A 22,989-nucleotide genomic window follows, 5' to 3' on the forward strand; every position below is an offset into this window, starting at 1 on the left:
GTCGGACAAGATTTGTCCGACGGAAGCACGGTGTACTGTACTTTTCTATTTGTCGTGTACCTCTGTAGGAGCGGGTTTTCCCGCGAACACCGGGGAAGCCTTCTTCGCGGGTGAACCCGCTCCTACACTGGCAGCAAAAGATCAGAACACGTTCAGTGGGTAATCGACGATGACCCGCAGTTCATCGTTGTCGCTGTTGCTGTCGATCGACGCATAACCCTGGCTGCCGCGGTGGGTGGCATAGCGCACCAGCACCGACAGGTCCTTGAGGTCGCCTTCCTGGAACACGTACTTCACGTCCAGATCGCGTTCCCAGTGCATGGCGTTCTTGCCATCTTCACGGTAGTAATCGTAGTGAGTGGTGTCCTGAGTGGCCTTGGTCAGGTCGGCCTCACCGCGCGAATACGACAGCGAGGTGCTCAAACCAGGCACGCCGACTCCGGCGAAGTCATAGCCGTACTGCAGTTTCCATGAGCGCTCGTTCGGCGCGTTGAAGTCCGAGTACATGCGCGAGTTGTCCAGGTACACGCTGTCGCCCAAGTTGATGTAGTCGAATGGCGTGTTGCCGTTCACTCGCTGGTAGGCGGCGGTGACGCTGTGGAAGCCTGCGTTGACGGTGAAGTGCACGCTGTAGGTGTTGTTGTCGATCTTGCCTAGCAGGGCCTGGCCGGTGTCCTGGGTGTGATAGAAGTGCACGCCCGGGTTCAGGCTGACCAGGTCATTGACCACATAGGTGTAGTCGAAGTCCGCGTAATACTGGTTCCAGATGTCCTTCAGCTCGGCGGCGTACAGGTTGGCGGTGATGTGCTCGGTACCGCTCCACGACGCGCCGGCCCAGTTCAGGTGCTTGCTCTTGTCGTGCTCGTCCAGTGACCCGTAGTAGGTGTCGATGCGGCGGTGGCCGCTCTGGTTGTACGGGTGGGTGAAGCTGACCTGGCCGCCTTCGAGCAACAGGCCGTCGATGCTGGTGTTGGTCAGGCTTACACCGCGGAAGGTTTGCGGCAGCATGCGCGTTTCGCCGCCGGCGATCACCGGGTTGGTGAGGAACAGGTCCCCGGCTTTCAGCTCGGTGTCGAAGGCCTTGAGCTTGATCGCAGCACCGGCAGTGGAAAACGAATGCGGGGCAGCGCCCAGCTCGCCGTCGTCCTTGATGTGTTCGGGCAGGATGCTGGTGCCGGCATGGCCGCCGCCGCCGTCGAGCTTCACGCCCAGCATGGCATGAGCATCCAGGCCAAAGCCGACCACACCCGGGGTGTAGCCAGACTCGAAACGCGCAACCGCGCCCTGGCCCCACTCGCGGGTGTCGCGCACGCCGGCGTTGTGGTTGTCGCGGTTGAAGTAGGCATTACGAAAATGCAGGTTGAAGGACGAACCTTCGATGAAGCCATCAGCCTTGTCTTCATCTGCCTGGGCGGCGAAAGGGATCGTTGCAGTCAACGCAATGAAAAGCGGGGTAAAACGAAACGCGGAAGGCACCGGTACTAGCTCCTTTGGTATGACGGTGGGGCAGTTTTTATATTTGAATGTGCGTCTTTTTATAGGTGGACGTTACAACCAGGCTGAGAGTTGAAGCACATAAAAAAAGCCGCTGATTGGCAGCGGCCTTTAAAAGGCTAACATATCGGCACTGGAGGTGCCCATGGCGTAGCCAAGGGAAAGCGGGAGCAGCGACAGCGCCTGATCAGCTGTCGGCATTGGCATCGACAGTAACTTTGGAAGCTGTCTGTTTAGCGCCTTTTGCGGTATCTGCCTTGTTTACGGCTACAGCGTCACGGGCCTCTTGATGGACAGCCGCGAGCTCTGCATTGCGGGCGACGAAAGCCGGGGATTCTTCGGCCATGGCCAGGGGCGACAACAACAGGGAAGACAGGACGAAGACGCTGGCAATACCCATACTGCTGGACATTTGAAACTACCTTCTTGCGGTGCAAGTGCTAATGAGGACAGGGGTAAAGTTAGTCCTTTCAGTGCACTCGAAACAGAGTGAAGTGCGATAAGCACTGTTACGCAAAAAGTAACGATCCTTGGTGGAGTCAATGGGACTTTTGGCGAAAGCCCCGTGCTAGAGCGCCTGCGTACTGTTTGTAATAGATGGGCTCGTCCCACGAGGCGGTTCACAGCGCTACGGTGGTGTTCGAAGAAAGCCAACGGCAGCTTTGTAGCTGGCCGTCAGCCAGCTATCCGGTCGCTTTTTCGTGCGTGGCCTGGGGCAAGGTGATCAGGCTAAAAACCGATAAAGGCGTAATACACCGGGGTTTCATTGGTCGTGCGCAAACCCAGTGCCTGCAAGCTCGCCGTCAGCGCTTCATCCTGCACATGCAAGGTCCACTGCGTCCGTTCATTCCCCGGCACCTGCGCCAGCGCCGCAGCAAACGCCCCCATATCCGGTAAGTAAGCGGTAAACCCGTTACCTTTTAGCGCACTGGTAGTCATGCCCAATGCCTGACACACCGCCACCTTGGCGGCAATGTCATCGCGGTCGGCCTGGCGCGAAGCCTGGACCAGCGCCTGCAGTTCCACATCGACCAGTTGCGTGCCGTGAATCAGCTCCGGCCCCTGTTGCCAGGCCTCCGGCGGGCAGTCCTTGCTGTCTGGCCGCAATGGAATATGCGGGTTGATTTCTACCGGATAGATGCGACAGACCAGCGGGCGCTGCTCATAGATGGTGCAGAGGTCGTTGGCGTCGAGGTTACGACAACGTCCGGGGTTGAATGCAGCAAAGGTCACCGAGACGCGTGCCTCGCCCTCGCCGCAATGCACCGGATGGGAGCGTCGCAGCACATGGTCACGCTGCTCCAGCGGCATGCCAGGACCGTCCACGACGAAGGCTTCGATCAGTACCACCACCTGGCCGGCATCGTCCGCCCAGCGACGAGCTTCGGCCAGCGTCAGTGGCACATGGTGGCCGGTGCAGCATTTGCCGCAGCCGGTACAGCCGAAACGTAAGCGGTCGGTCACTTGGCTTCCGGGCTCCACTCGCTGACAAAGGCACGCTGGTGCTGGCGATCGTACAGACACAGCTCGGTGCCGGTGCGCTGCTGCATGTGCTTTTGTGGGTAGACGCCTTCGATCAGCAGGGCACTCATGCCTGCCTGGTCATCGAACTCGGCGGGCTTGCCGCGAGCGTGGGCGTTCTTGAACTGGCTTGCGGTCAGGCAGGCCTTGAGCATCTGCTGGCGCTGCTCGTTCCAGGCCTGACTACTGGAGGCCTGGGCAATACCGCTGAAGAGGGCACAGCTGATCAGGATAGAGCTGAGAAGCTTCATATGTGATTCCGGCAATTTTCTTGCGAGGGGCGCGAATTATGCCCGAGTCACCCCCGGCAGCCAGCCGGGGAGTTTGTCGCTGAATATATCAGTGCTCGGCGAACACCACGGTACGCGCGGCCACCACCAGACAATCGGTCAGCTCTGGCGAGGAGAACTTGGTAAGGATGGCATTGGCCCCGGCCTGGGTCGCCTTTTCACTGCTCATGGCACTGTCCAGCGAGGTATGCAACAGCACGTACAGGTGCTGGAAGTCAGGGGTTTCACGCAGCGTGCGGGTGAAGGCGTAGCCGTCCATCTCGCTCATTTCGATGTCGGAGACGATGATGTTGATCTCCTGCGCGGTGCCTTGCAGTTCCAGCAGCACGTTTATGGCGTCTTTGGCGCTGCGCGCGGTGTGGCATTCGATACCGAGGTTGCGCAGGGTGTGCACCGACTGTTGCAAGGCCACCTGGCTGTCGTCCACCACCAGGATATTGGCGGCGGCCAGCAGGCTGGCATCTTCTTCGTTCAAGGTGCCGTGCGCCGGCTCGGCGACGGGCGGGGCGATGGCGTGTATGACTTTTTCGATGTCCAGCACCTGCACCAGGGTGTTGTCGACGCGCGTCACGCCGGTGATGAACGAGCGGGTGCCTGAGGCGTAGGGTGGCGGTTTGATGTCGGTGCTCAGGCAATGCACGATGCGGCTGACTGCCTGTACATGCAGGCCTTGGCGCGAACGGCTGATCTCGGTAACGATCAGGCAGCCACCCTGTGGGTCGGCCAGCGGTTGTTCGCCAATGGCGCGGGACAGGTCGATGACCGACAGCGAGTGGCCGCGCAGGGTTGCCACGCCTTTTACATGGGGGTGCGACTCGGGCAGCTTGGTCAGCGGCGGGCAGGGTATGATCTCGCTGACCTTGAGCAGGTTGATTGCCATCAGCTTACCGCTGCGCAGGGTGAACAGCAGCAGGGATAGCGAATCCGCGCGGGCATTTTGCGTGGCCATGGTGACCTTCGGTGGGGAGCAGGGGATAACCGGTTATCGGCTCTTTGACGGCTGGCTTTAGGGTATTGATGGTAGTTGATGGGTTCGCCTTGGTCTTTTTTGTTGTCAGTGAGGTCGAGCGCCGCCCGCGCGGCGCATCGCGAGCTGCGCTCGCTCCTACGTTTGTTTCAGGCCAGTAAAGCCTGTTCCGGGCGCGCGGCCGCCATGTGTAGGAGCGAGCACAGCTCGCGATGCGCCGCGCGGGCGGCGCTCAATCTCACTGGCAACGCAAACCTCCCGTCACGCACTACCGTTCACGCAGGGCCTCCTTGGCCCGGTTCAGCGGCTTGATCAGGTAATCGAGGATGGTTTTCTCGCCCGTTCGGATATCCACTGTGGCAATCATCCCTGGCACGATCGCAAAACGCTTACCGGCCTTGTTCTGCAAGCTGTCCTGTTCGGTGCGGATGAACACGCGGTAGTAGTAGATTTCCGGTTTGACCTCGTCCTGCAGGGTGTCCGGCGAGATGCCCACCACCTTGCCGTCCAGCCCGCCGTACACCGAGTAGTCATAGGCACTGATCTTTACCTTGGCCGCCTGGTCGGGGTGAATGAAGGCGATGTCCCGTGGCGCGATGCGGGTTTCGATCAGCAGGCGTTCGTCCATCGGTACGATCTTCATCACCTGGCCACCGGGCTGCACCACGCCACCCAGGGTGTTGACCTCGATGTCCTTTACAATGCCGCGCACCGGCGAGCGCAGGGTCAGGCGGCTGAGCGAGTCGCTGCGCCCGCGGATCACTTCCGACAGGGCGTCCGCTTCGGCGCTGGCCTTGGCCAGTTCTTCCCGGGCACGCACCAGATAGTCCGAGCGCGCCTCGTTGGCCTTGAGTTCCAGCTCGGAACGCTGGCGGTTCAGGCGAATAACTTCGACCCGGCTGGAGGCACCCATCTTCGCCAGGTTCTCGGTGATCTTCAGCTCGCTGCGCACCAGTTGCAACGAGTCCTGAATACCCGCCAGGGTCTGTTCCAGGCCGCGGCGGCGGGTCTGGTACAGCGCGGTTTCGGCATCGATCAGGTCAGGAGAGTCGCGCAGGCTCGCCGGGAAGGTCAGTGGCTTGCCGGTCACCTCTGCCTGCAGGCGGGCCTGGCTGGCCCTGGCCGCGCGGTACTTGGCTTCGCTTTCACCAACGCTTGAGGCCGTCTTGGTCGGGTCGAGTTGGGCCAGCACTTGGCCGCGCTCGACCAGGTCGCCTTCGGCGACGCTCATCTGCGCGACGATACCACCCTCGAACGACTGGATTACCTGCTCTCGCGAACTGGGGATGACCTTGCCTGTGCCGGTGGACACCTCGGTCACCTCGAACCAGGCCGCCCAGGCCAGGAACGCCGCCAGCATCAGCGCGCAGAGGGTGATGAGGCGGCCGGCGCGGAATACCGCCTGGTCGTCCTGCCCGTCCAGGTAGGAAGCCGGGAGTTCGTGGTTGCTCATGCCTGGGCTCCTTGCAGCTTGGCCAGCGCGGCATCACGCGCGTCATCGATGACGATGCGCCCGGCGTCCAGCACCAGGATGCGGTCGACCCGCTGCAGAACACTCAGGCGATGGGTTGCGATCACCAGTGTACGGCCCTGACAGAAGCGCTCCAGGTTATCCAGCAGCTTGCGCTCGGTCATGTCGTCCAGCGACGCGGTCGGCTCGTCCAGCAGCAGCACCTGCGGCTGGCGTACCAGCAGGCGCGACAGCACCAGGGCTTGGCGCTGGCCGCCAGACAAGCCCAGGCCACCTTCTAGGATCAGATGGTCCATGCCCTTGGGCAGGCGGCGGACGAAGTCCAGTGCGCCAGTGGCGGCCAGTGCGGCCACCAGTTCCTGGTCGCTGGCCTGGCCGGCGCCGAGGGTGAGGTTTTCCCGCAGGGTGCCGTGGAACAGCCTCGCGTACTGCGGCAGCAGGCCGACGTCACGGCGCAGGTCAGCCGGGTCGAGGTGAGCCATGGCGATGCCGTCCAGGCTAATCTCGCCCTGTACCAGGTCCATGGCCCCGCCCAGCGCCTGCAGCAAGGTTGATTTGCCGGCGCCGTTGCGGCCCAGCACGGCAATGCGCTCGCCCGGCTGGATGTCCAGCCGGCCAATGTTCAGCACTGGCGGGTACTCTTCGCTGTAGCGGAAGCTGGCCTGGCGCAGGCGGTACTCGCCGTGAATGGCCGGCAGGTGCACGCGGGCTTCGCCTTCAGGGTGGTCGACCGGCGATTGCATCAGCTTGTCCAGGCCTTGCAGTGCGACCTTGGCCTGCTGCCAGCGGGTCAGCACATGGGTCAGCTGTGCCAGCGGCGCCATCATTCGCGACGAAAGCATGGATGCCGCCACCAGGCTACCTGTGGTGAGGTCGCCGGCGATGACCATGGGTGCGCCGATCACGATTACCACGGCAAACACTGCACCCTGCACGTTCTGCGTCCAGGTCACCAGGCCGTTGGTGAGGGTGCGCAGGCGCAGGTTGGTGTGCGCACAGGCCGCGTTGTACTGGTTCCATTGCCGTTCGAAGCGTGCCTCTGCCTGCAGTGCCTTGATCTCGTCCAGGCCCTGGATGCTTTCCACCAGCATGGCGTTGCGCAGCGCCGACTCACGCATCGAGGCATTGGCCAACCGTGCCAGGCGCCGTTGTGCAAGCAACCCTGGCAACACCATGGCCAGCAGCGCGACCAGCGGGATGAACACCAGCACGCCGCCGATCAGCCAGAACACGAACAGGAACAGCAGGAAGAACGGCAGGTCGGCCAGCACCGTGGCGGTGCTGGACGTGATCAGGTCGCGGATCGATTCCAGCTCGCGCAACTGCGAGATGAACGAGCCGGTGGACTTCGGCCGCACCGAGTTGCGCAGGCGCAGGGCATGGCCGTAGACCAGGTCGCTCACCCGCAGGTCGGCGCGCTTGCCGAGCAGGTCGGTCACCTTCAGCCGCAGCAGGCGCATGCTGAAGTCGAACACCAGTGCCAACACCACACCGCCAAACAGGACGTAGAGGGTGGGCAGGGATTCAGCCGGTATCACTCGGTCATACACCTGCATCGAGAACAGTACGCCGGCCAGCGCGAGCACGTTGGCCACCAGTGACGCGACCATCACCTGCCCATAGGGGCGCAGGTCGCGCAGTACGATGCGGGCGAACCAGTGGCGGTCGTAAGGGGCGGTGTAGTCGTCGGTGCGCACATCGCGCAGTGGCCGGGCCGGGCGCAGCAGGGCAACGCGGTTGATGCGGCCTTTCAGGGTGTCGCGGGGCAGGCGCGAAGTCAGGCCTTGGTCACCGGCAAACACTACCGCCAGGTCGTCCTCTTCGGTCACCGACTCGACCACCGCCAGTTGCCCGTCGTCCAGCTCCAGCACCAGCGGCGTGCGCCATTGCCGCAGGCCCTTGGCATCGAAGTGCACGAAGCGCAGTGCCAGCCCCGCCTGACGTGCCATGTGGCGGAGGATTTCATTCAACGGGCGGGCATCCTCCACTGCGGCCAGGCGAATACGCTGGGGTGATACGTCCAGGCGGTAGTGGTGCGCCACCTGCAATATCACCTCAAGCCAGGGGCCAAGGTCTGGCCGGTGCGCGGCGGCCTGCTCCGGCGCGGGTGCCTGGTTGGGCAGGGTCACATCGATCGAATCACTCATGGCTGGATCTCCACACCTTGCAGGTTGCGCCCCTCAAGGCCAAAGGCCGTGCGCAGGGCGCCGGTGTTGTACAGGCAGTCGACATCCAGGCGCAGCAGATCGGAGCGGGTGCCGGCAAGTTCGAAGCGTGACTGGTAGATCTCCTGCTCGGCGTTGAGCAGGTCGAGCAGTGGCCGTGTGCCCAGGTCCAGGTACTGACGCCCGTAGAGCATGCGTGCTTCCTGAATACTGGCCTGGCGCGCTTCCAGCGAGGTCAGCCGGCGGCTTAGCCCGGAGGTTTGCGCCATGGCTTCGGCCAGGCCCCGACGCGCCTGCAGGCGGGCGGCGTCCTCGGCGGAGTCGGCTGCGGTCAGCGCGTGGCTGGCCGCGCGGGTACGGGCGCTGATGGAGCCCCCTTGGTAGATGGGGACTTCGACGTTCAGGTAGATGCCTGCCTGGGTGCGGTCCAGTCGTGAGTTATCGCGGTTATAGTCGTCGTCCAGGTAATGATTGACCTGCGGTTGCAGCGATAGGGTGGGGTAGGCCTCCGCCTTGGCCTGGGCCAGTTCAGCTTGGCCCTGTGCGCGCTGGGCCAAGGCCATCAGCACGGCGGGCAGGCGGTCATCACCCTGTGCAGGGCGCTTGCAGGCCTGGTTCAGCTCAGCGGGTGAGCCCTCGGCCAGTGCCGGAGGGGTAACGCGGCCCATCAGCGCCGCCAGGGTCGAGCGCCAGCGCTCGTACTGCGACTGGTACTCCTCCAGGGTGGCACGGGCGCTTTCCACGCGGGACTCGGCCTGCACCACGTCGGAACGGGTGCTGGCGCCCATGTCGCTACGCTGGCGGGCCATGCCGGCAATGTCGCCCACGCCGCGAATCTGATCGCGGGCAATCGTCAGCAGTTGCTCGTATCGGCGGGTTTCGATCCAGGCATAGGCTGTGTCGCGGGCCAGATCGTCGACCACCAGCAGGATATTGGCCTGGGCGCGGGCGGCAGCCGCCTGGGCGGCATTGACGGCGCTGTCGACCTTGCCGAAGTCATAGAGCATTTGCTTGAGCGACAGGTTCAGGGCCTGGCTATTGCGGTCGCCGCCATAACCGGTGTCATAACCGGTGCGCAGACCGCCGGAAATCTGTGGGTAGTACCCCGCACGGGCGACGTTGATGCCTTCGCCCTGCTTGTAAAGGTTGCCGATGGCCTCAGCGATGCTCGGGTGCCATTGCGCTGCCTGCAGCACTGCGTCGGTAAGGCTCAGCCGTTCGCCACTGGCGACCGGGGCCATGCCGATGGGGGGGCGGGCGGGCACCGCTTCGGGCGCATCGCGTAACAACGATGGCCCGATCTGGCGCAGGTGGGGGTCTATATCATCGGCTGCCTGGGCAACCGGGTGGAAGTTCAGGGCCAGGAGCCCGAATGCTCCCAGCAACAGCGGTGACAGCGGACTGCTTCGCTTCACATAGTTCCCTTACTGCTGGTCGTCCATGCCGCCGGGCATTCACCCGGCGGGTTTGCAGCGGCCTCAAACCACATGGATACCGTTTTGTACCCACAGGTGATGGCTTGGATCCTCCTGGGCCGTGTATTGGTTATAGTCGACGCCGTCGGCAGTTTGGTTCCCGACCAGCGTCCAGTTGTCCGTCATGTGAACCGAGTCTTGGTCGTCCCCCTTGATAATCAGTGTGTCGGTACCGGTTTCGGTGATTGCCACCACGTCCCCCAGGTTGAGGGTGAGCGCCACCGAGCTGGTGTCGTTGAGGTCGAGGATTTCGATGTCGTGCACGCGCTCGGCCAGGTTGCCCAGGTCGATACTGGCGTCACCGCCGCCCCACAACAGGGTGTCGGTACCTGTACCACCATCGACGCTGGCGAAGTTCTGGTCGACTATCACCAGCGTGTCGTCACCCGCCCCCCCTTGCAGGGTGATGTGGCCACCCTGGCTGCCATTGAGGTGGTCGTCGCCGTCGGTGCCGGCGATCACATCGGTGGCCGCTGCCAGGCTGGCGAGTGCCGCTGATTCGTCGCCGCTATCAGCCATCAGCGATGTGGTCGTGGTGAGGCCGGCAGCATCGTCCACGTTGATGGTCAGGGTTGCGGTGTCGGTAGTGCCGTTCGGGTGGCTGAGCTCGTAGGTGAAGGTGTCTTGCTGGCCGACCACCGCCGAGGTGAGCCCCGCGTTGAGGGTGTAGGTGTAGCTGCCGTCGGCATGCACCAGCAACGTGCCGTAGGTGCCGGCCACGCTCACCCCGTTGTAGCCTGGGATGGTGTAGGTGTTGGCCGCTGTCAGCACGCTCAGCACGGTCAAGGCCGAACCGATGTTGTCGTCAGTCAGCAGGTTGCCGGTGGCTGCTGTCGCGCCACTGACCACGAACTCGGTCAGGTACGTTGTGGTGGTGTTCAGGCTGGTGGTGATGGAGCTGAGCAAGCCGATGCCGCCAGCGGTGACACGGACGTGGTAGGTACCGGCGCCCTGATTCTCGAAGGTATACCCGGCGCCGCCCCCCAGCACGCTGATCAGCGAACCACCCGGCACCGACTGCACCAGCACGTACTGGCCGGTGGCCGGGTTGAGCTTGAGCAGCTCGATGGTAGTGCCGTTGAGCAGGCTCAACAGGTTGGCGGAGTTGACCACCACTTGCAGGTCGGCCGTGGTGTCGGCGGCAACCGTGGTGGTGTAGGTGGCCTGGCGGGTACCGATCAATGGCAGGCTCAACGAGCCCAGCGTACTGCTGCTGGTGTCCACGCGGTTGTCCAGGGTGACTTGGCTGCTACCAACGTCGTTGACTGCGTCGACCACCGTGGCCGGTGCACCGTAGTTGGTGTCGCTCCAGATCTCCGTGGCTTGCGGGCTGTCGATGCGCACGTACAGGTTGGCGGTATCGGACAGGCCGTTAGGGTGCACCAGTTGGTAACTGAACACGTCTACTTTGCCGACACTGTTCGGGCTGCCGTTGGGCGTGTAGGTGTAGCTGCCGTCCGCACTGATCACCAAGGTGCCGTACTGGCCCTGAACCGTTGTGGCGGTCCCGGCCGAGACGTAGCTGCCGTTTTTTAGTACTTGCAGCACGGCGGCGCTGTCCGGGCCACTGGCATCCACCGCGCCATCGGTGCCCACGTCGGTAATGACGTTGCCGGAGGTGGCAATGCCGGTGCCGGTGAATTGGGTCAGGCTGGTGGAGACGATGTCCAACGTGGTGCTCACTTCGGTGACCAGGCCGATGCCGCCACTGCCCACGGTCAGTCGGTAATCACCTGCTTGCAGCACGCCGATGTCCACCTGCAAGCCGATTGGCAGCACGATCAGGTCGAGCAGGCCCTGAGTGTTGCCGGTGGCGATGGTCACCCAGGCGCCGCTGGCGTCTTTCACCTGCAGGGTGAAGCTGGTGTTGTTGAGTAGTGCCAGCACGCTGTTGGTGGTCAGTGTGAGGGTAGGGTCGGCCGTGCTGCCTGCTGTCACCGTCCAGGTGTAGGTCTTGGTAAAGCCGGACAGCAGCGTGGTGAAGCTGTCGGTGTAGGTCTTCGTGGCGCTGACCGCTTCCAGGTTGACCGTGGCTGTGGCCAGGTTGTCGCTGGCGATGACCGGCGCGTTGGCATCCACATCCGGTGCAGTGACGTTGACGTTGCCCGACACGTTACCGCGCGGGTCGCTGAGGGTCACAGACAGGATCTGGCCGTTGTCCTGAGGCGGGCTCAGGGTCACAGTGAAGGTGCCGTCCGCCTGCACCGTTGCGGTTTGCAGCACGGTACCACCGGCGCTGCGTACGGTTACGGTGGCACCCACTTCGCCCGTACCGGTGAGGGTACTGCCGTCAGCACTGAATTGCAGGTTGCCGGCAGCCGCAGGCGGTGTCAGGTCCGGTGCGGTCAGCGCAGTGCCTGTGGACACGTTACCGGCGCTGTCGGTGAGGGTGACGCTGAGCGCCTGGTTGTCGATCTGCGCCGCAGCCAGACTGACCACGAACAGGCCGTTGCTGCCCACCGTTGCGGTACCCAGTACGGTACCGGCGCTGTTGCGCACGGTGACCGTGCTGCCGATCTGGCCAGAACCACTGACCGAGGTGCCGTTGGCGTTGATGGTGGCCAGCGGGGCGGCTGGCGGTGTGGTATCCGGCGCAGTCAGGCTGGTGCTGGCGGACAAGTTGCCGGCAGCATCGGCCTGGCGTACCACCAGCAGTTGCCCGTCGTTCTGTGGCGAGGTCAAGGTAATGCTGAAGGTGCCGTTGGCTTGCACCACTCCGGTACCGACCTGGCCGTTCGGGCCTTGGACGGTAACGGTAGCGCCCACTTCACCGCTACCGGTAAGCACGCTACCCGTGCCATCGATGGCGATGTTGGTAGGGGCGGCAGGTGGCTGCAGGTCTGCGGCGGTGTAGCTTGTGCTGCCGGACGCATTGCCGGCAGCGTCAGCCTGGCTCACGCCCAGTACCTGGCCGTTGAGCTGCGCGGCGTTCAGGTTGACGGTGAAGACGCCACCGCCATTCACCACCGCCGTGCCGAGCACGTTGTTGCTGGCATCACGCACTGTCACCGTGGCACCGGCTTCACCCGTGCCGGTCAGCACCAGGCCATTGACAGAGAGGCTGGTCACCACCGGGTTGGCCGGTGGCGTGATGTCAGCTGCTTGCAGGAAGGTCGGCTGCGATTCGCCGCCGACCAGTGCCACCGCTGTCACCGAAATGTGCTCGCCGTTGAGCTGGGCTGCGTCCAGCGTCAGGGTGAAGGAGCCGCCCAGGGTTGCGCTGCCTGTACCGATCAGGTTGCCTGCGGCATCGTACACGCGAATGTCCACACCGCTTGGTGCACTGCCTGTCAGGGTCAGGCCGTCGCTGCCCAAGGTCACGTCGGTTGGCGGCACGGGTGGTGCGACCAAGGGTGTGACGTAGGTCGCGACCGCAGAAGTATTGATACCGTCAGACTGTGTCACTTCCAGGGTGGCGAGCGAGCCCGCCGCCGGCACCAGCGTTATCTGGAAGTTGCCAGCGGCATCCACCACGCCGGTGCCGATCACGCTTCCGTCGAGGCTGACGGTGACCGTGGCATTGGCTTCGCCTTTGCCGGTCAGCACGTTGAAGGTGTTGTTGATCGCCAGGTTGGTTACCAGGTCGGGTGGCGAGGTGTCGTTGGTCTGGTAAGGGACGGCCACCGAAGCGTTGCCGGCATCATCCGTGGACACCACCGTCAGCAACTGGCCATTGTTCTGTGCCGGGCTGATCGGCACAGTGAACTGGCCGTTCTCATCCACTTCCACCGTGCCCACGATATTGTTGTCCGGGCCGCGTACCGTGATGGTGCTGCCGGCTTCGGCGGTACCTGTCATCGACGTACCGGCTGCGTTGAGCAGCAGGTCGGTCGGCTGTACCGGTGGCGTCAGGTCTGGCGCAGTCACTGCCAGTGGTATCGACGGGTTGCCAGTGGCGTCCTGGGCGATGATGGTCAGCGTTTCGCCGTTGATTTGCGGGAGGTTCAGGTCAAGGACGAAGGTGCCGTCCGGATCTACCGTCACCTGGCCCAGCAGGTCACCGTTGTTGTTGACCACGGTGACGCGGGTGCCGGCTTCGGCGGTACCGGTCACCTGGGTACCGCTGTCGTTGATGACGGCGATCACGGTGGCAGGTGGTGTGGTGTCCGTCGCCGTGACCGAACTGATTGGCGAGATATTGCCGGCTGCATCGGTCAGTGTTACCTGCAGCACCTGGCCATCGAGTTGCGCCGCATCCAGCTCGACGATGAAGGTCCCGTCGGCGCCCACTGTGCCGGTTCCGACCTGCGTGGTACCGACGTACACGCGCACGATGGCGCCCACTTCGCCGATACCGCCCAGCTCGTCACCTGCCGCATTGAGCCGCAGCTCTGTTGCTGCCGCTGGCGGCGTGAGGTCCGGCGCTTGCACGTTGACCGGCAGGCTGACGTTGCCGGGTGGGTCGGCCTGCAGCACCGACAGTGTCTGGTTGTTGATCTGTGCAGGTGACAGTTCGACGCTGAAACTGCCATCAGCAAGCACGATACCAGTGCCCAATACGGTACCGGCTGCGTTACTGACGATTACTGTGGCGCCGGCCTCGCCCAGGCCGCTGACCACACTGCCGTCGGCGTTGATCACCACTAGGGTGAACGGGGCGGGTGGGGTGAAGTCCGGGGTTTGCAGGGTTGCCACTGCCGACACGTTGCCCGCCGCATCGGCCTGGGTGAAGCTGAGCAGTTCGGCGTTACCCAGCGCCGGGCTCAGCGTGATGGTGAAGTGGCCACTGGCATCGACGGTGGCGCTGCCGATTTCCTCGCCTGCCGGGTTGGTCACGGTCACCTGCGCGCCCACTTCGCCGCGGCCGGTGAGGGTGACACCATCACCGGAAATCGCCAGTTCGCCTGGTGCCGTTGGCGGGGTGGTATCGGGGGCAGTGATGGCGCTGGCGGCAGACTGGTTGCCAGCCGCATCGGCCAGCACTACTTGCACCTGTTGGCCGTTGGCCTGAGGCGATGCGAGGTTGACCTGGAAGGTGCCGTCGGCGCGCACCGTGGCACTGCCCAGCACCGAACCATCGGCGGCGAGCACCCGCACGGCGGCACCCGCTTCGCCGGTACCGTTCAGCAAGCTGCCACCCCCGGCGAAGGCCAGGTTGTCGGCCGCATCCGGCGCGACGCGGTCAGGGGCTGTCAGGCTGACGCTGTTGGACTCGTTGCCGGCCACATCGGACTGGCTGGCGCTGAGCTGTTCGCCGTTAATTTGCGCGGCGCTCAGGTTGACGTTGAAGGTGCCATTGGCATCGACCACGGCAGTGCCCAAGTCGACACCGCCTTCGCCAAGCACGGTAACGGTGGCACCTGCTTCACCGCGGCCACTGAGTACCAGGCCGTCGCTGGACAACACCAGGTTGGTCAGTGGTTGCGGTGCCGTGGTGTCTGGTGCCTGCAGGGTTGCGGGCAACGATACGGTGCCATCGGTACCCGTTGCGCTGACCTGCAGCACTTCGCCATTGGCCTGTGCACTACCCAGATTGACAGTGAACGTGCCGTCGTTGGCGACCGGGCTGCTGCCCAGCAATACGCCGTTGGGGCCGTACACCTTGATTGTGCTGCCCGTCTCGGCGGTGCCGGTCACCGACAGGCCGTCGGCGGCCAGTACCAGGTTGTCCGGTGTTGCCGGTGCCAGTACGCCCGGTGCAGTCACGCTTTGTGCAGGGGAGACGTTCTGTGCGGCATCGGCCTGGACCACGTTCAGGCTATCACCCGTGATCGCTGTCGGTGAAAGGGACACGGTGAAGTGACCGTCGGCCGTCACTGTGGCGCTACCCAGCACGGTACCGTCCGGTGCCCGTACGGTCACGGTTGCGCCTGCTTCGCCATCGCCTGTCAGGGTGGCGCCATCGGCGGAGACCGCCAAGTTGGTCACGGCGGCCGGCGGCGTGGTGTCGGCTGCGGTGTAGGGTGCGGCCGGCGACACGTTGCCAGCTGCGTCGGTGGCAGTCACCTGCAGCGTCTGGCCATTGGTCTGGGCACTGTTCAAGGCGACCTGGAAGGTGCCGTTGCTGCCGGCTACCGCTGTGCCCAGCACGTTGCCGCTGGCATCGCGCACGGTCACGGTGCTGCCGGCCTCGGCGGTACCGGTCAGTTGCAGCCCGGTACTGGACAGGGCGAGTGCTGTCGGTGCCGCAGGCGGGGTGAAGTCCGGCGCGGTGACCGCCACGGCGGTGGAAGTGTTGTTGCCCGCGTCGGTCTGCGTAACGCTCAGGTGCTGGGCGTTGAGCTGAGCGCTGCTCAAGGTGAGGGTAAAGCTGCCATTGGCCGCTACCAGGCCGGTGCCTATGATGGTCCCGTCCGGGCCGTGAACGGTGACCGTGGCACCGGCTTCGCCAAGGCCAGTCAGGGTCAGGCCGTTGTTGTTCAGCACCACGTTGGACAGCGGCGCGGGCGGGGTCAGGTCCGGGGTTGTCACATTGATTGCCGGCGAGGTGTTGCTGGCGGCATCCACTTGCGTCACGCCGATGACCTGGCCGTTGGTTTGCGGCGTGTCGAAGGTCACCGTGAAGCGACCGTCTGCGCTCACCGTGGCGGTGCCGAGCAAGGCACCTGAGGCGTTGCGTACCTGTACCGTCGCGCCTACTTCACCGCTGCCGGAAAGCTGCCGGCCGTCCTGGCTCAACACTGGGTTAGTGATGGCCGCTGGCGGCGTGTGGTCTGGCGTGGCCAGGCTGGCCGGGCCGGACACATTGCCCGCAGCATCACTGAGGGTGACCTGCAGTGGGCTACCGGTGACTTGCGCGCTGGGCAGGGTGATCTGGAATTGGCCGCTTTGGTTGACGGTGCCGGTGGCCAGGATGGCACCACTGGCATCGCGTACGGTGACGCTGGCACCGGCTTCGCCCTGGCCGCTGAGTACGGTGGCTGCGCTGTTGAGGCTGAGGTTACTGGCCGCCAGCGGTGCCTGCAGGTCAGGCGCTTGCAGGGTGGACGCGAGCGAAACGTTACCTGCGGCATCAGCCTGGGTGACGATCAGGTTCTGCCCATTGGCCACGGCCGGCGAAAAGATGACGCTGAACAGGCCATTGCTGCCGACGGTAGCAGTCCCCAGCACGGTGCCTTGTGAGTCAGTCACGCGCACGGTTGCACCGACTTCACCCTGGCCGGTCAGTGTACTGCCGGTTGCGTCGAGGTTTACCTGTGTCGGCGCGTCTGGTGCCGTGGTGTCACTGGCCACGACGGTGGCCGGCACCGAAGGCTGGCCATCGACGGTAGCCTTGGCACTGACCTGCAAGATCTGGGCGTTGAGCTGGGCGCTCTGGAAGAACACACGGAAGGTGCCGTCGCTGCCGACCGTGGCGCTACCCAGAGTGGTGCCCCCGGAGGTCACGGTAATCAGCGAGCCGACCGTACCCTGGCCGGTCAGCAAAAAGCCGTCGGCGCTGATGGCAAGGGCCGAAGGCGTGGCCACTTCGGCACCGGTCGGGCCAGCCAGTGGTACTTCAGGCGATTCGTTGCCGGCAGGGTCGATCACCGCCACATCAACCGTTTCGCCTGATGCCAGCGGTGGGTCGACCGGTATGACGAAGGTGCCGTCCGGCCCTACGGTTACAGTGCCGCGCACGCTGTCATCCGGGTTGCGGACTTCCACTGTGCTGCCAGGCTCGGCTGTGCCGCCGACCGTGCTGCCGTCCGGGCTTACGGTAAGGCCGGTGGCTGGTTCTGGGTTGGTCGTGTCCGGAGCGGTGACTGAGACCGGCGCCGAGTCGTTGCCGGCTGCGTCGGTCACTACCACGGTTACGGTCTGGCCGTTGTTCTGCGGGGTATCCAGCGGCACGTTGAAACTGCCATCCGGGTTGACCGCCACGGTGATCACATTGCCGGCCCCATCACTCACGGTCACCGAACTGGCGCCAGGTGCGTTACCGCTCACAGCCGTGCCATCGCTGCTGACTGCAACGTCGGTGGGCAGTGCCGGTGGCGTGATGTCAGGCGCAAGGATCGGGCTGGGCTGCGAAATGTTGCCGGCCGCATCGGTCAGCGTCACATCCAGGGCCTGGCCGTCCAACTGGGCGGGCGATAGTGGGACAGTGAAGCTACCGCCTGCGGGCACGACGATGGTGCCTACCAACGTGCCGTCGCCAAGCTTCACTTCCACCGTGGAGCCAGCTTCGCCTGTACCTTGGATGGCGTTGCCAGCCGGGGTGATCGTGAGGTCGGCAGGCGCAGCCGGCGCAGTGCTGTCGTCAGCGGTGAAAGTGGCCGACGGCGAGGCATTGCCGCCGCCATCGATCAGCACCACCGACAGTACTTCACCGTTGGTCTGGGCGGGGGAGAGTACCACTTCGAACGTACCGTCTGCATTCACCGGCATGGTGCCTAGCAGGTCACCCGCAGCATTGCGTACCTCTACGGTGCTGCCTGCCTCGCCCTGCCCGCTGAGCAGTGTGCCGGTAGGGTCAAGGCCGAGCCCCTGCGCCGGCAGCGGTGCCTCGAAGTCAGGTGCGGTCACGGTGCCTGCGGGCGAGCCGTTGCCGCTATTGTCCGCCTGAGTGACAGACAGCGTTTGGCCATTGAGCTGTGGCGGGTCGATTGCTACCTGGAAGGTGCCATCGGGCTGGACCGTTGCGGTGCCCAGTACCGCGCCGCCAGTGCCTGTCACGGTCACCTGCGCACCCGGCTCGCCGCTGCCGCTCAGGCTGCTGCCGTCGCCAGCCAGGACCAGAGCGGTGGGGCTCTCGGGTGCCTGGGTATCCGGTGCTGACAAGTCGACCGCCGCTGACAGGTTGCCGGCCACGTCGCGTTGCTCCACGGTCAGTGCCTGGCCGTTGGTCTGCGGGGTGTCGAGGGTGATTTCGAAAGCGCCGCCAGCGCCGACCACCATGCTGCCCAACACGCTGCCGTCCGGCCCGCGCACGGTAACGGTGGCGCCCGGTTCGCCGTTGCCGGTGATCGTGGTACCGGTGCCGTCGATGGCCGGGTTGGTGACCACTTGCGGTGGGGTGGAGTCGGGTGCAGTGAAGTCCACGGGCCCTGCGCTGTTACCCAGGTTGTCAGTGGCTTCGACGGTCAGGCTTTCGCCGTTGCGTTGTGGCGCGTTGAGGGTGACGTCGAAACGGCCGTCGCCACCCACAGTGGCGCTGCCCAGCACATTGCCGTCGGCGTCACGCACGGTGACGATGGAGCCGCTTTGGCCCTGGCCGGTAAGGTGAATGCCAGCGGTATCGATGGCCAGCCCGGAGGGCTGCAGCGGGCCGTCGATATCGGGCGCCACGATGGTTACGGTCGAGGTGTTGCCAGCTGGGTCGCGCAGTACCACGTCCAGCTCCTGGCCGTCGGTCTGCGGAGGGTTCAGGACCACGCTGATCACACCGCCGGCACCGACCTGGGCGCTGCCCAGCACAGTACCGTCGGCGCTGATGACCTGCGCGGTGGTGCCCGGTTCGCCGCGACCGGTGAGCAGCCCGCCATCGGCGCTCAATTGCAGTTCGCTGGCTTCGTTGGGCGGGGTGATATCGGGGGCGGTGATCTGTGTCGGTAGCGAGCTGTTGCCAGCGCCGTCAACCGCCACGACATCCAGTATCTCGCCGTTGGCCTGGGCTGGGGTCAGGCCGATGGTGAAGCTGCCATCCGGTTCGGCCTGGACGCTGCCCAGAACATTGCCCTGCGCGTCACGCACTTGCACCTGCGTTCCTGCCGGTGCGCTACCGGAAATACTGGTACCGTCGCCGGTCACCAGCACGCCGCTTGGGCTTTCGGGTAGCGGTGTATCGGCAACGGTCACACTGACCCCTGCCGAGGTATTGCCGGCGGCATCGGTCTGCACCAGCACGAGGTTCTCTCCGGCGGCCAGCGGTGCTTCAAGGTCGACCACGAAGGTGCCATTGGGCGCCACGGTGCCGGTGCCGATGACTGCACCTTGGGCATCACGCACTTCCACCGTGGCACCGGGCTCACCACGGCCAGACAAGGCCAGGCTGCCATCGCCTGCCACCACATCAGTGATGATCGCCGGAACGGTAATGTCCGGGGCCACGTAACTCAGCGGCACCGAGGTATTGCCTGCCGCATCGGTCACTGTGATGGACAGGGTTTCGCCATTGGCCTGTGGCGGATCGAGGGTCAGGCTGAAGCTGCCATCCGGCTCGGCAATGGCGCTACCGATCAGGTTGCCCGAGGCATCTTTAACCTCCACCCGGGCGCCTCCTTCTGCAGTGCCGACCAGGCTGTCGCCATTGCTCAGTACCAGGTCGGTTGGTTGCAGCGGTTCTATCTGGTCCGGCGCCGTCAGCGGGACAGATGCAGAGATATTGCCGGCGGCATCGGTCAGGGTCACTTGCAGGGATGAGCCATCCACCACCGGGGTTGGCAGTTGCACATTGAAGCTGCCATCGGGCTGAACGGTACCGCTTACCAGCACCTGGCCCTCATCGTTGCGCACCTCCACGGTGGCGCCCGCTTCGCCGCGCCCGGAGACTGTGCGGCCATCGTTGCTGATGGCCAGATCGGTAGCGGGCTCCGGCGGGGTGGTGTCGCCGCCGTTGTCCACGTTCGGTGCAGTGACGCTGCCGGCCGTGGAGGCGTTGCCTGCGGTATCGGTGGCAGTCACCTGCAACTGCTCGCCTGCCAATTGTGGCGGGGTGAGGTCGATGCTGAAGGCACCGCTGGCCCCCACCACGACACTGCCCAGCACCGTGGTGCCGTCGGCGGCCAGCACACGGACGGTGCTGCCTGCTTCGGCGCGGCCGCTGACGACGGTACCATCGCCACTGATTGCCAGGTCGTTGGGCGCCGCAGGCGCGGTGATGTCTGGTGCGGTGATCTGCACCGGCAACGACGAGGTGCCGTTGTTGTCGATGGCCACTACGTCCAGCAACTCGCCATTGGCCTGGGCCGGCGTGAGCACCACGGTGAATGTGCCCTCGGCACCCACCACGATGCTACCGATCAGTGTGCCGTTGGCATCATGCACGTCCACGCGGCTGCCAGTCGGAGCAGAACCGCTGATGCTGCTGCCATCGGCGGCCACAACCAGTTCACTCGGGCTGGTCGGTGTGATCACCAGTGGCACGTCGTAGGTCAGCGCTTCAGAGACGTTGCCGCCCGGGTCGGTCTGTACCAGGGTCAGGCGCTCACCCGGCAGCGCAGCCGGATCGAGGTCGATCAGGAAAGTACCGTTCGCAGTTACCGTACTGGTACCCAGCAGCGTGCCATTGGCATCGCGCACCTCGACGGTAGCGCCGGCTTCGCCGCGACCACCCAAGGTCAGGCCGTCGGCGCCGACGACGATGTTGCTGACCACGGCAGGCACGGTAATGTCCGGGGCATCGAACTGCAGCGGTAAAGAGACATTGCCATCGGTATCGGTCAGGCGGATGTCCAGCACTTCGCCATTGGCCTGGGCAGGCGACAGGGTAATGCTGAAGCTGCCGGTATCATTGACCAGGCCAGTGCCGAGCAAGTTGCCCGAGGCATCGAAGGCCTGCACTGTCGCACCAGGCTCGCCGTTGCCACTCAGGGTCACACCGTCGGCCAAGGCCAGGTTGGTCGGCTGGGCCGGGGGCTGCAAGTCCGGGGTAACCACCGACGCTGGTGCAGAAGCATTGCCGGAGGCATCGATCAGCACCACTTGCAAGTTGCTGCCATCTTTCACCGGTGGGTCGAGGGTGATCTGGAAGGTGCCGTCGGGGTTGACTGAGCCGCTGGCCAGTACATTGCCCTGGGCATCGCGCACCTGCACACTGGCACCGGCTTCGCCGCGGCCATTGAGCTGGGCGCCGGCCAGGCCGACTACCAGGTTGGTCGCGGCATCTGGTGGTGTGGTGTCGCCACCGTCGATGTCCGGCGCGGTGATGTCGCTGGCCGGGGAGGTGTTGCCGGCGGCGTCGGTGGCGGTGACTTGCAGCACCTCGCCGTTTACCTGTGGCGGGTCGAGGGTTACGGTGAAGCTGCCGTCGGGGCCAGCCACCACACTGCCAATCAGCGTGCCGTTGGCGTCATGCACCTCTACACGGCTACCGGCAGGTGCGCTACCGCTGATGCTGCTGCCGTCTTCGGCGAATACCAGGTCGCTTGGGCTGGCAGGCGCAGTGGTGACCGGGACCTCGTATTGCAATGCCGAGGAAGCGTTGCCGCTTGGGTCAGTCTGCACCAGGCTCAATTGCCCGCCCGGCTGTGCGGCCGGACTCAGGTCGATCAGGAAGGTGCCGTTGGCCCCTACGACACCCGTGCCGATCACGGTGCCATTGGCATCGCGTACTTCGACGGTGGCCCCCGGTTCGCCGCGTCCGCTCAGAGCCAGGCCGCCAGCGCCAACTGTAATGTTGTTGACGGCATCGGGCGGGGTAATGTCCGGAGCATCGAACTGCAGCGGCGCAGAGGCGTTGCCGGCAGCATCCACCAGGCGTACGTCCAGCGCTTCGCCGTTGGCCTGGGCAGGCGACAGGGTGAGGCTGAACAGGCCGTCGGCACCAACGACACCGGAGCCAATCAGGCTGCCGGCAGCATCGCGCACCTGCACGGTAGCGCCGGGCTCACCGCGACCGGTGAAGGTGACGCCATCGGCCAGAGCCAGATCGGTCGGCTGGGCAGGGGCTGTGGTGTCAGGGTTGTCGACGTCCGGTGCCGTGATGCTGGCAACGGGCGAGATATTGCCAGCCGCGTCTGCGGCGCTGACCTTCAGGGCCTGGCCGTCACTTTGTGGCGGTTGCAGGGTGATGCTGAACTGGCCGTCCGCACCGGCTACGGCAGTGCCCAGCAATGCACCACCAGCGCCTCGTACGGAAACCGTCGAGCCAGGCTCGGCAAGACCGGTGAGCGTCGTGCCCTGTTCATTGATAGCCAGGTTGGTCGGCGCCAGTGGTGCCGTTGCGTCTGGCGCAGTGACAGTGCCAGGCGCCGAGACATTGCCGGCGGCGTCGGTCAGGGTGACATCAAGGTTTTCGCTATTGATCTGCGGCGCATTCAACGTCACGTTGAAGTTGCCGTCGGGACCCACTGTGCCGCTGCCGATCAGGTTGCCGGCGGCGTCGCGGATGTTCACCGTGGTGCCTGCTTCGCCACGGCCGGTCAGGCGCAGGCCATCCGGTGAAACCAGCAGGTCGATCGGCGTGGCCGGTGCGCTGGTATCGGGGGCGGAACCGCCGCTGCTGCCCCCGCCGCCGTTGCCCGCCGCTGCCGCTGCGCCGCCCACACCGAGCAGGCTGAGCCCGGCAATCGCCCAAGTTGGCATGGCGCTACCGGCAGTGCCGATGCCAGCGACCAGTTCGTCCAGCGAGGCCACTTCTTCGAAGGTGAAACCGGTGAACGCTGCCGCATCGTACTGGGCATGCCACAGGGTGCCGTCTTCGCCGACGAAGACCATATCGCTGCCGACCCCGGCCTGGTCCGCAGCGAAGAAGTTACCGACGGTGACTTTTTCACCCGACTTCAGCGTAACGATCAGGTCTTGCCCACGTTGGGTGACGGTGGCCACTTTGTCGGGAGATACCGGTATCTGCACGACGCTTGGTGCTTTGAGATTGATATTGCCCCAGGCGCTCTGAGTGGCGACTTCGGATTGCTTATCGGCGACGACGATGTTGTCCATGGATGCTCCCTGCTGATATCCGGATCCCCTGGCCCGACTATTCGGGCGACAACCGGCGTAACAGAGCCCTGATAGGGGGTAC

At 64.6% G+C, this 22,989-nt stretch carries 9 protein-coding genes; all 9 read right to left on the reverse strand.

Annotated features, from left to right (window positions below; translation table 11 throughout):
* Positions 1-141 precede the first annotated feature (141 nt).
* The 9 genes from ACE4QZ_RS06370 to ACE4QZ_RS06410 all read right to left on the reverse strand — a co-directional run bounded on the left by ACE4QZ_RS06370 (position 142) and on the right by ACE4QZ_RS06410 (position 22,907).
* On the reverse strand, positions 142-1,476 hold the full coding sequence (locus ACE4QZ_RS06370) for an OprD family porin (protein ID WP_021781732.1): 1,335 nt from the start codon (positions 1,474-1,476) through the stop codon (positions 142-144).
* 205 nt (positions 1,477-1,681) lie between these two features.
* Positions 1,682-1,906, reverse strand: a complete 225-nt coding sequence (locus tag ACE4QZ_RS06375; protein ID WP_103463245.1) for a hypothetical protein — start codon at positions 1,904-1,906, stop codon at positions 1,682-1,684.
* A 317-nt stretch (positions 1,907-2,223) separates the two neighbouring features.
* The gene (locus ACE4QZ_RS06380) at positions 2,224-2,958 is read right to left on the reverse strand and encodes a YkgJ family cysteine cluster protein (RefSeq protein WP_103463244.1); all 735 of its coding nucleotides are present in this window, start codon (positions 2,956-2,958) and stop codon (positions 2,224-2,226) included.
* On the reverse strand, positions 2,955-3,266 hold the full coding sequence (locus ACE4QZ_RS06385; RefSeq protein ID WP_021781735.1) for a hypothetical protein: 312 nt from the start codon (positions 3,264-3,266) through the stop codon (positions 2,955-2,957). The genes ACE4QZ_RS06380 and ACE4QZ_RS06385 overlap by 4 nt, the downstream gene beginning before the upstream one ends.
* Positions 3,267-3,354: 88 nt before the next feature.
* Entirely contained in the window at positions 3,355-4,254 is a 900-nt protein-coding gene (locus ACE4QZ_RS06390; RefSeq protein WP_021781736.1) for a chemotaxis protein, read from the reverse strand.
* Positions 4,255-4,540: 286 nt separating this feature from the next.
* Positions 4,541-5,725 (reverse strand): HlyD family type I secretion periplasmic adaptor subunit, encoded by a 1,185-nt coding sequence (locus tag ACE4QZ_RS06395; protein WP_021781737.1) that lies wholly within the window; start codon positions 5,723-5,725, stop codon positions 4,541-4,543.
* Positions 5,722-7,890 (reverse strand): type I secretion system permease/ATPase, encoded by a 2,169-nt coding sequence (locus tag ACE4QZ_RS06400; protein ID WP_021781738.1) that lies wholly within the window; start codon positions 7,888-7,890, stop codon positions 5,722-5,724. Before ACE4QZ_RS06400 ends, ACE4QZ_RS06395 begins: the two co-directional genes overlap by 4 nt.
* The gene (locus tag ACE4QZ_RS06405; RefSeq protein WP_021781739.1) at positions 7,887-9,323 is read right to left on the reverse strand and encodes a TolC family outer membrane protein; all 1,437 of its coding nucleotides are present in this window, start codon (positions 9,321-9,323) and stop codon (positions 7,887-7,889) included. The genes ACE4QZ_RS06400 and ACE4QZ_RS06405 overlap by 4 nt, the downstream gene beginning before the upstream one ends.
* Positions 9,324-9,386: 63 nt before the next feature.
* Positions 9,387-22,907, reverse strand: a complete 13,521-nt coding sequence (locus ACE4QZ_RS06410; RefSeq protein WP_410480418.1) for a BapA/Bap/LapF family large adhesin — start codon at positions 22,905-22,907, stop codon at positions 9,387-9,389.
* Positions 22,908-22,989: the final 82 nt, after the last annotated feature.

Origin of the sequence: Pseudomonas sp. DCA-1, assembly GCF_046523955.1 — a bacterium.
GTDB lineage: Bacteria > Pseudomonadota > Gammaproteobacteria > Pseudomonadales > Pseudomonadaceae > Aquipseudomonas > Aquipseudomonas putida_Y.

Coding starts and splice junctions, on each gene's coding strand:
- ACE4QZ_RS06400 (WP_021781738.1), bottom strand. CDS start 7,890: ATGAGTGATTCGATCGATGTGACCCTGCCCAACCAGGCACCCGCGCCG.
- ACE4QZ_RS06375 (WP_103463245.1), bottom strand. CDS start 1,906: ATGTCCAGCAGTATGGGTATTGCCAGCGTCTTCGTCCTGTCTTCCCTG.
- ACE4QZ_RS06410 (WP_410480418.1), bottom strand. CDS start 22,907: ATGGACAACATCGTCGTCGCCGATAAGCAATCCGAAGTCGCCACTCAG.
- ACE4QZ_RS06395 (WP_021781737.1), bottom strand. CDS start 5,725: ATGAGCAACCACGAACTCCCGGCTTCCTACCTGGACGGGCAGGACGAC.
- ACE4QZ_RS06385 (WP_021781735.1), bottom strand. CDS start 3,266: ATGAAGCTTCTCAGCTCTATCCTGATCAGCTGTGCCCTCTTCAGCGGT.
- ACE4QZ_RS06390 (WP_021781736.1), bottom strand. CDS start 4,254: ATGGCCACGCAAAATGCCCGCGCGGATTCGCTATCCCTGCTGCTGTTC.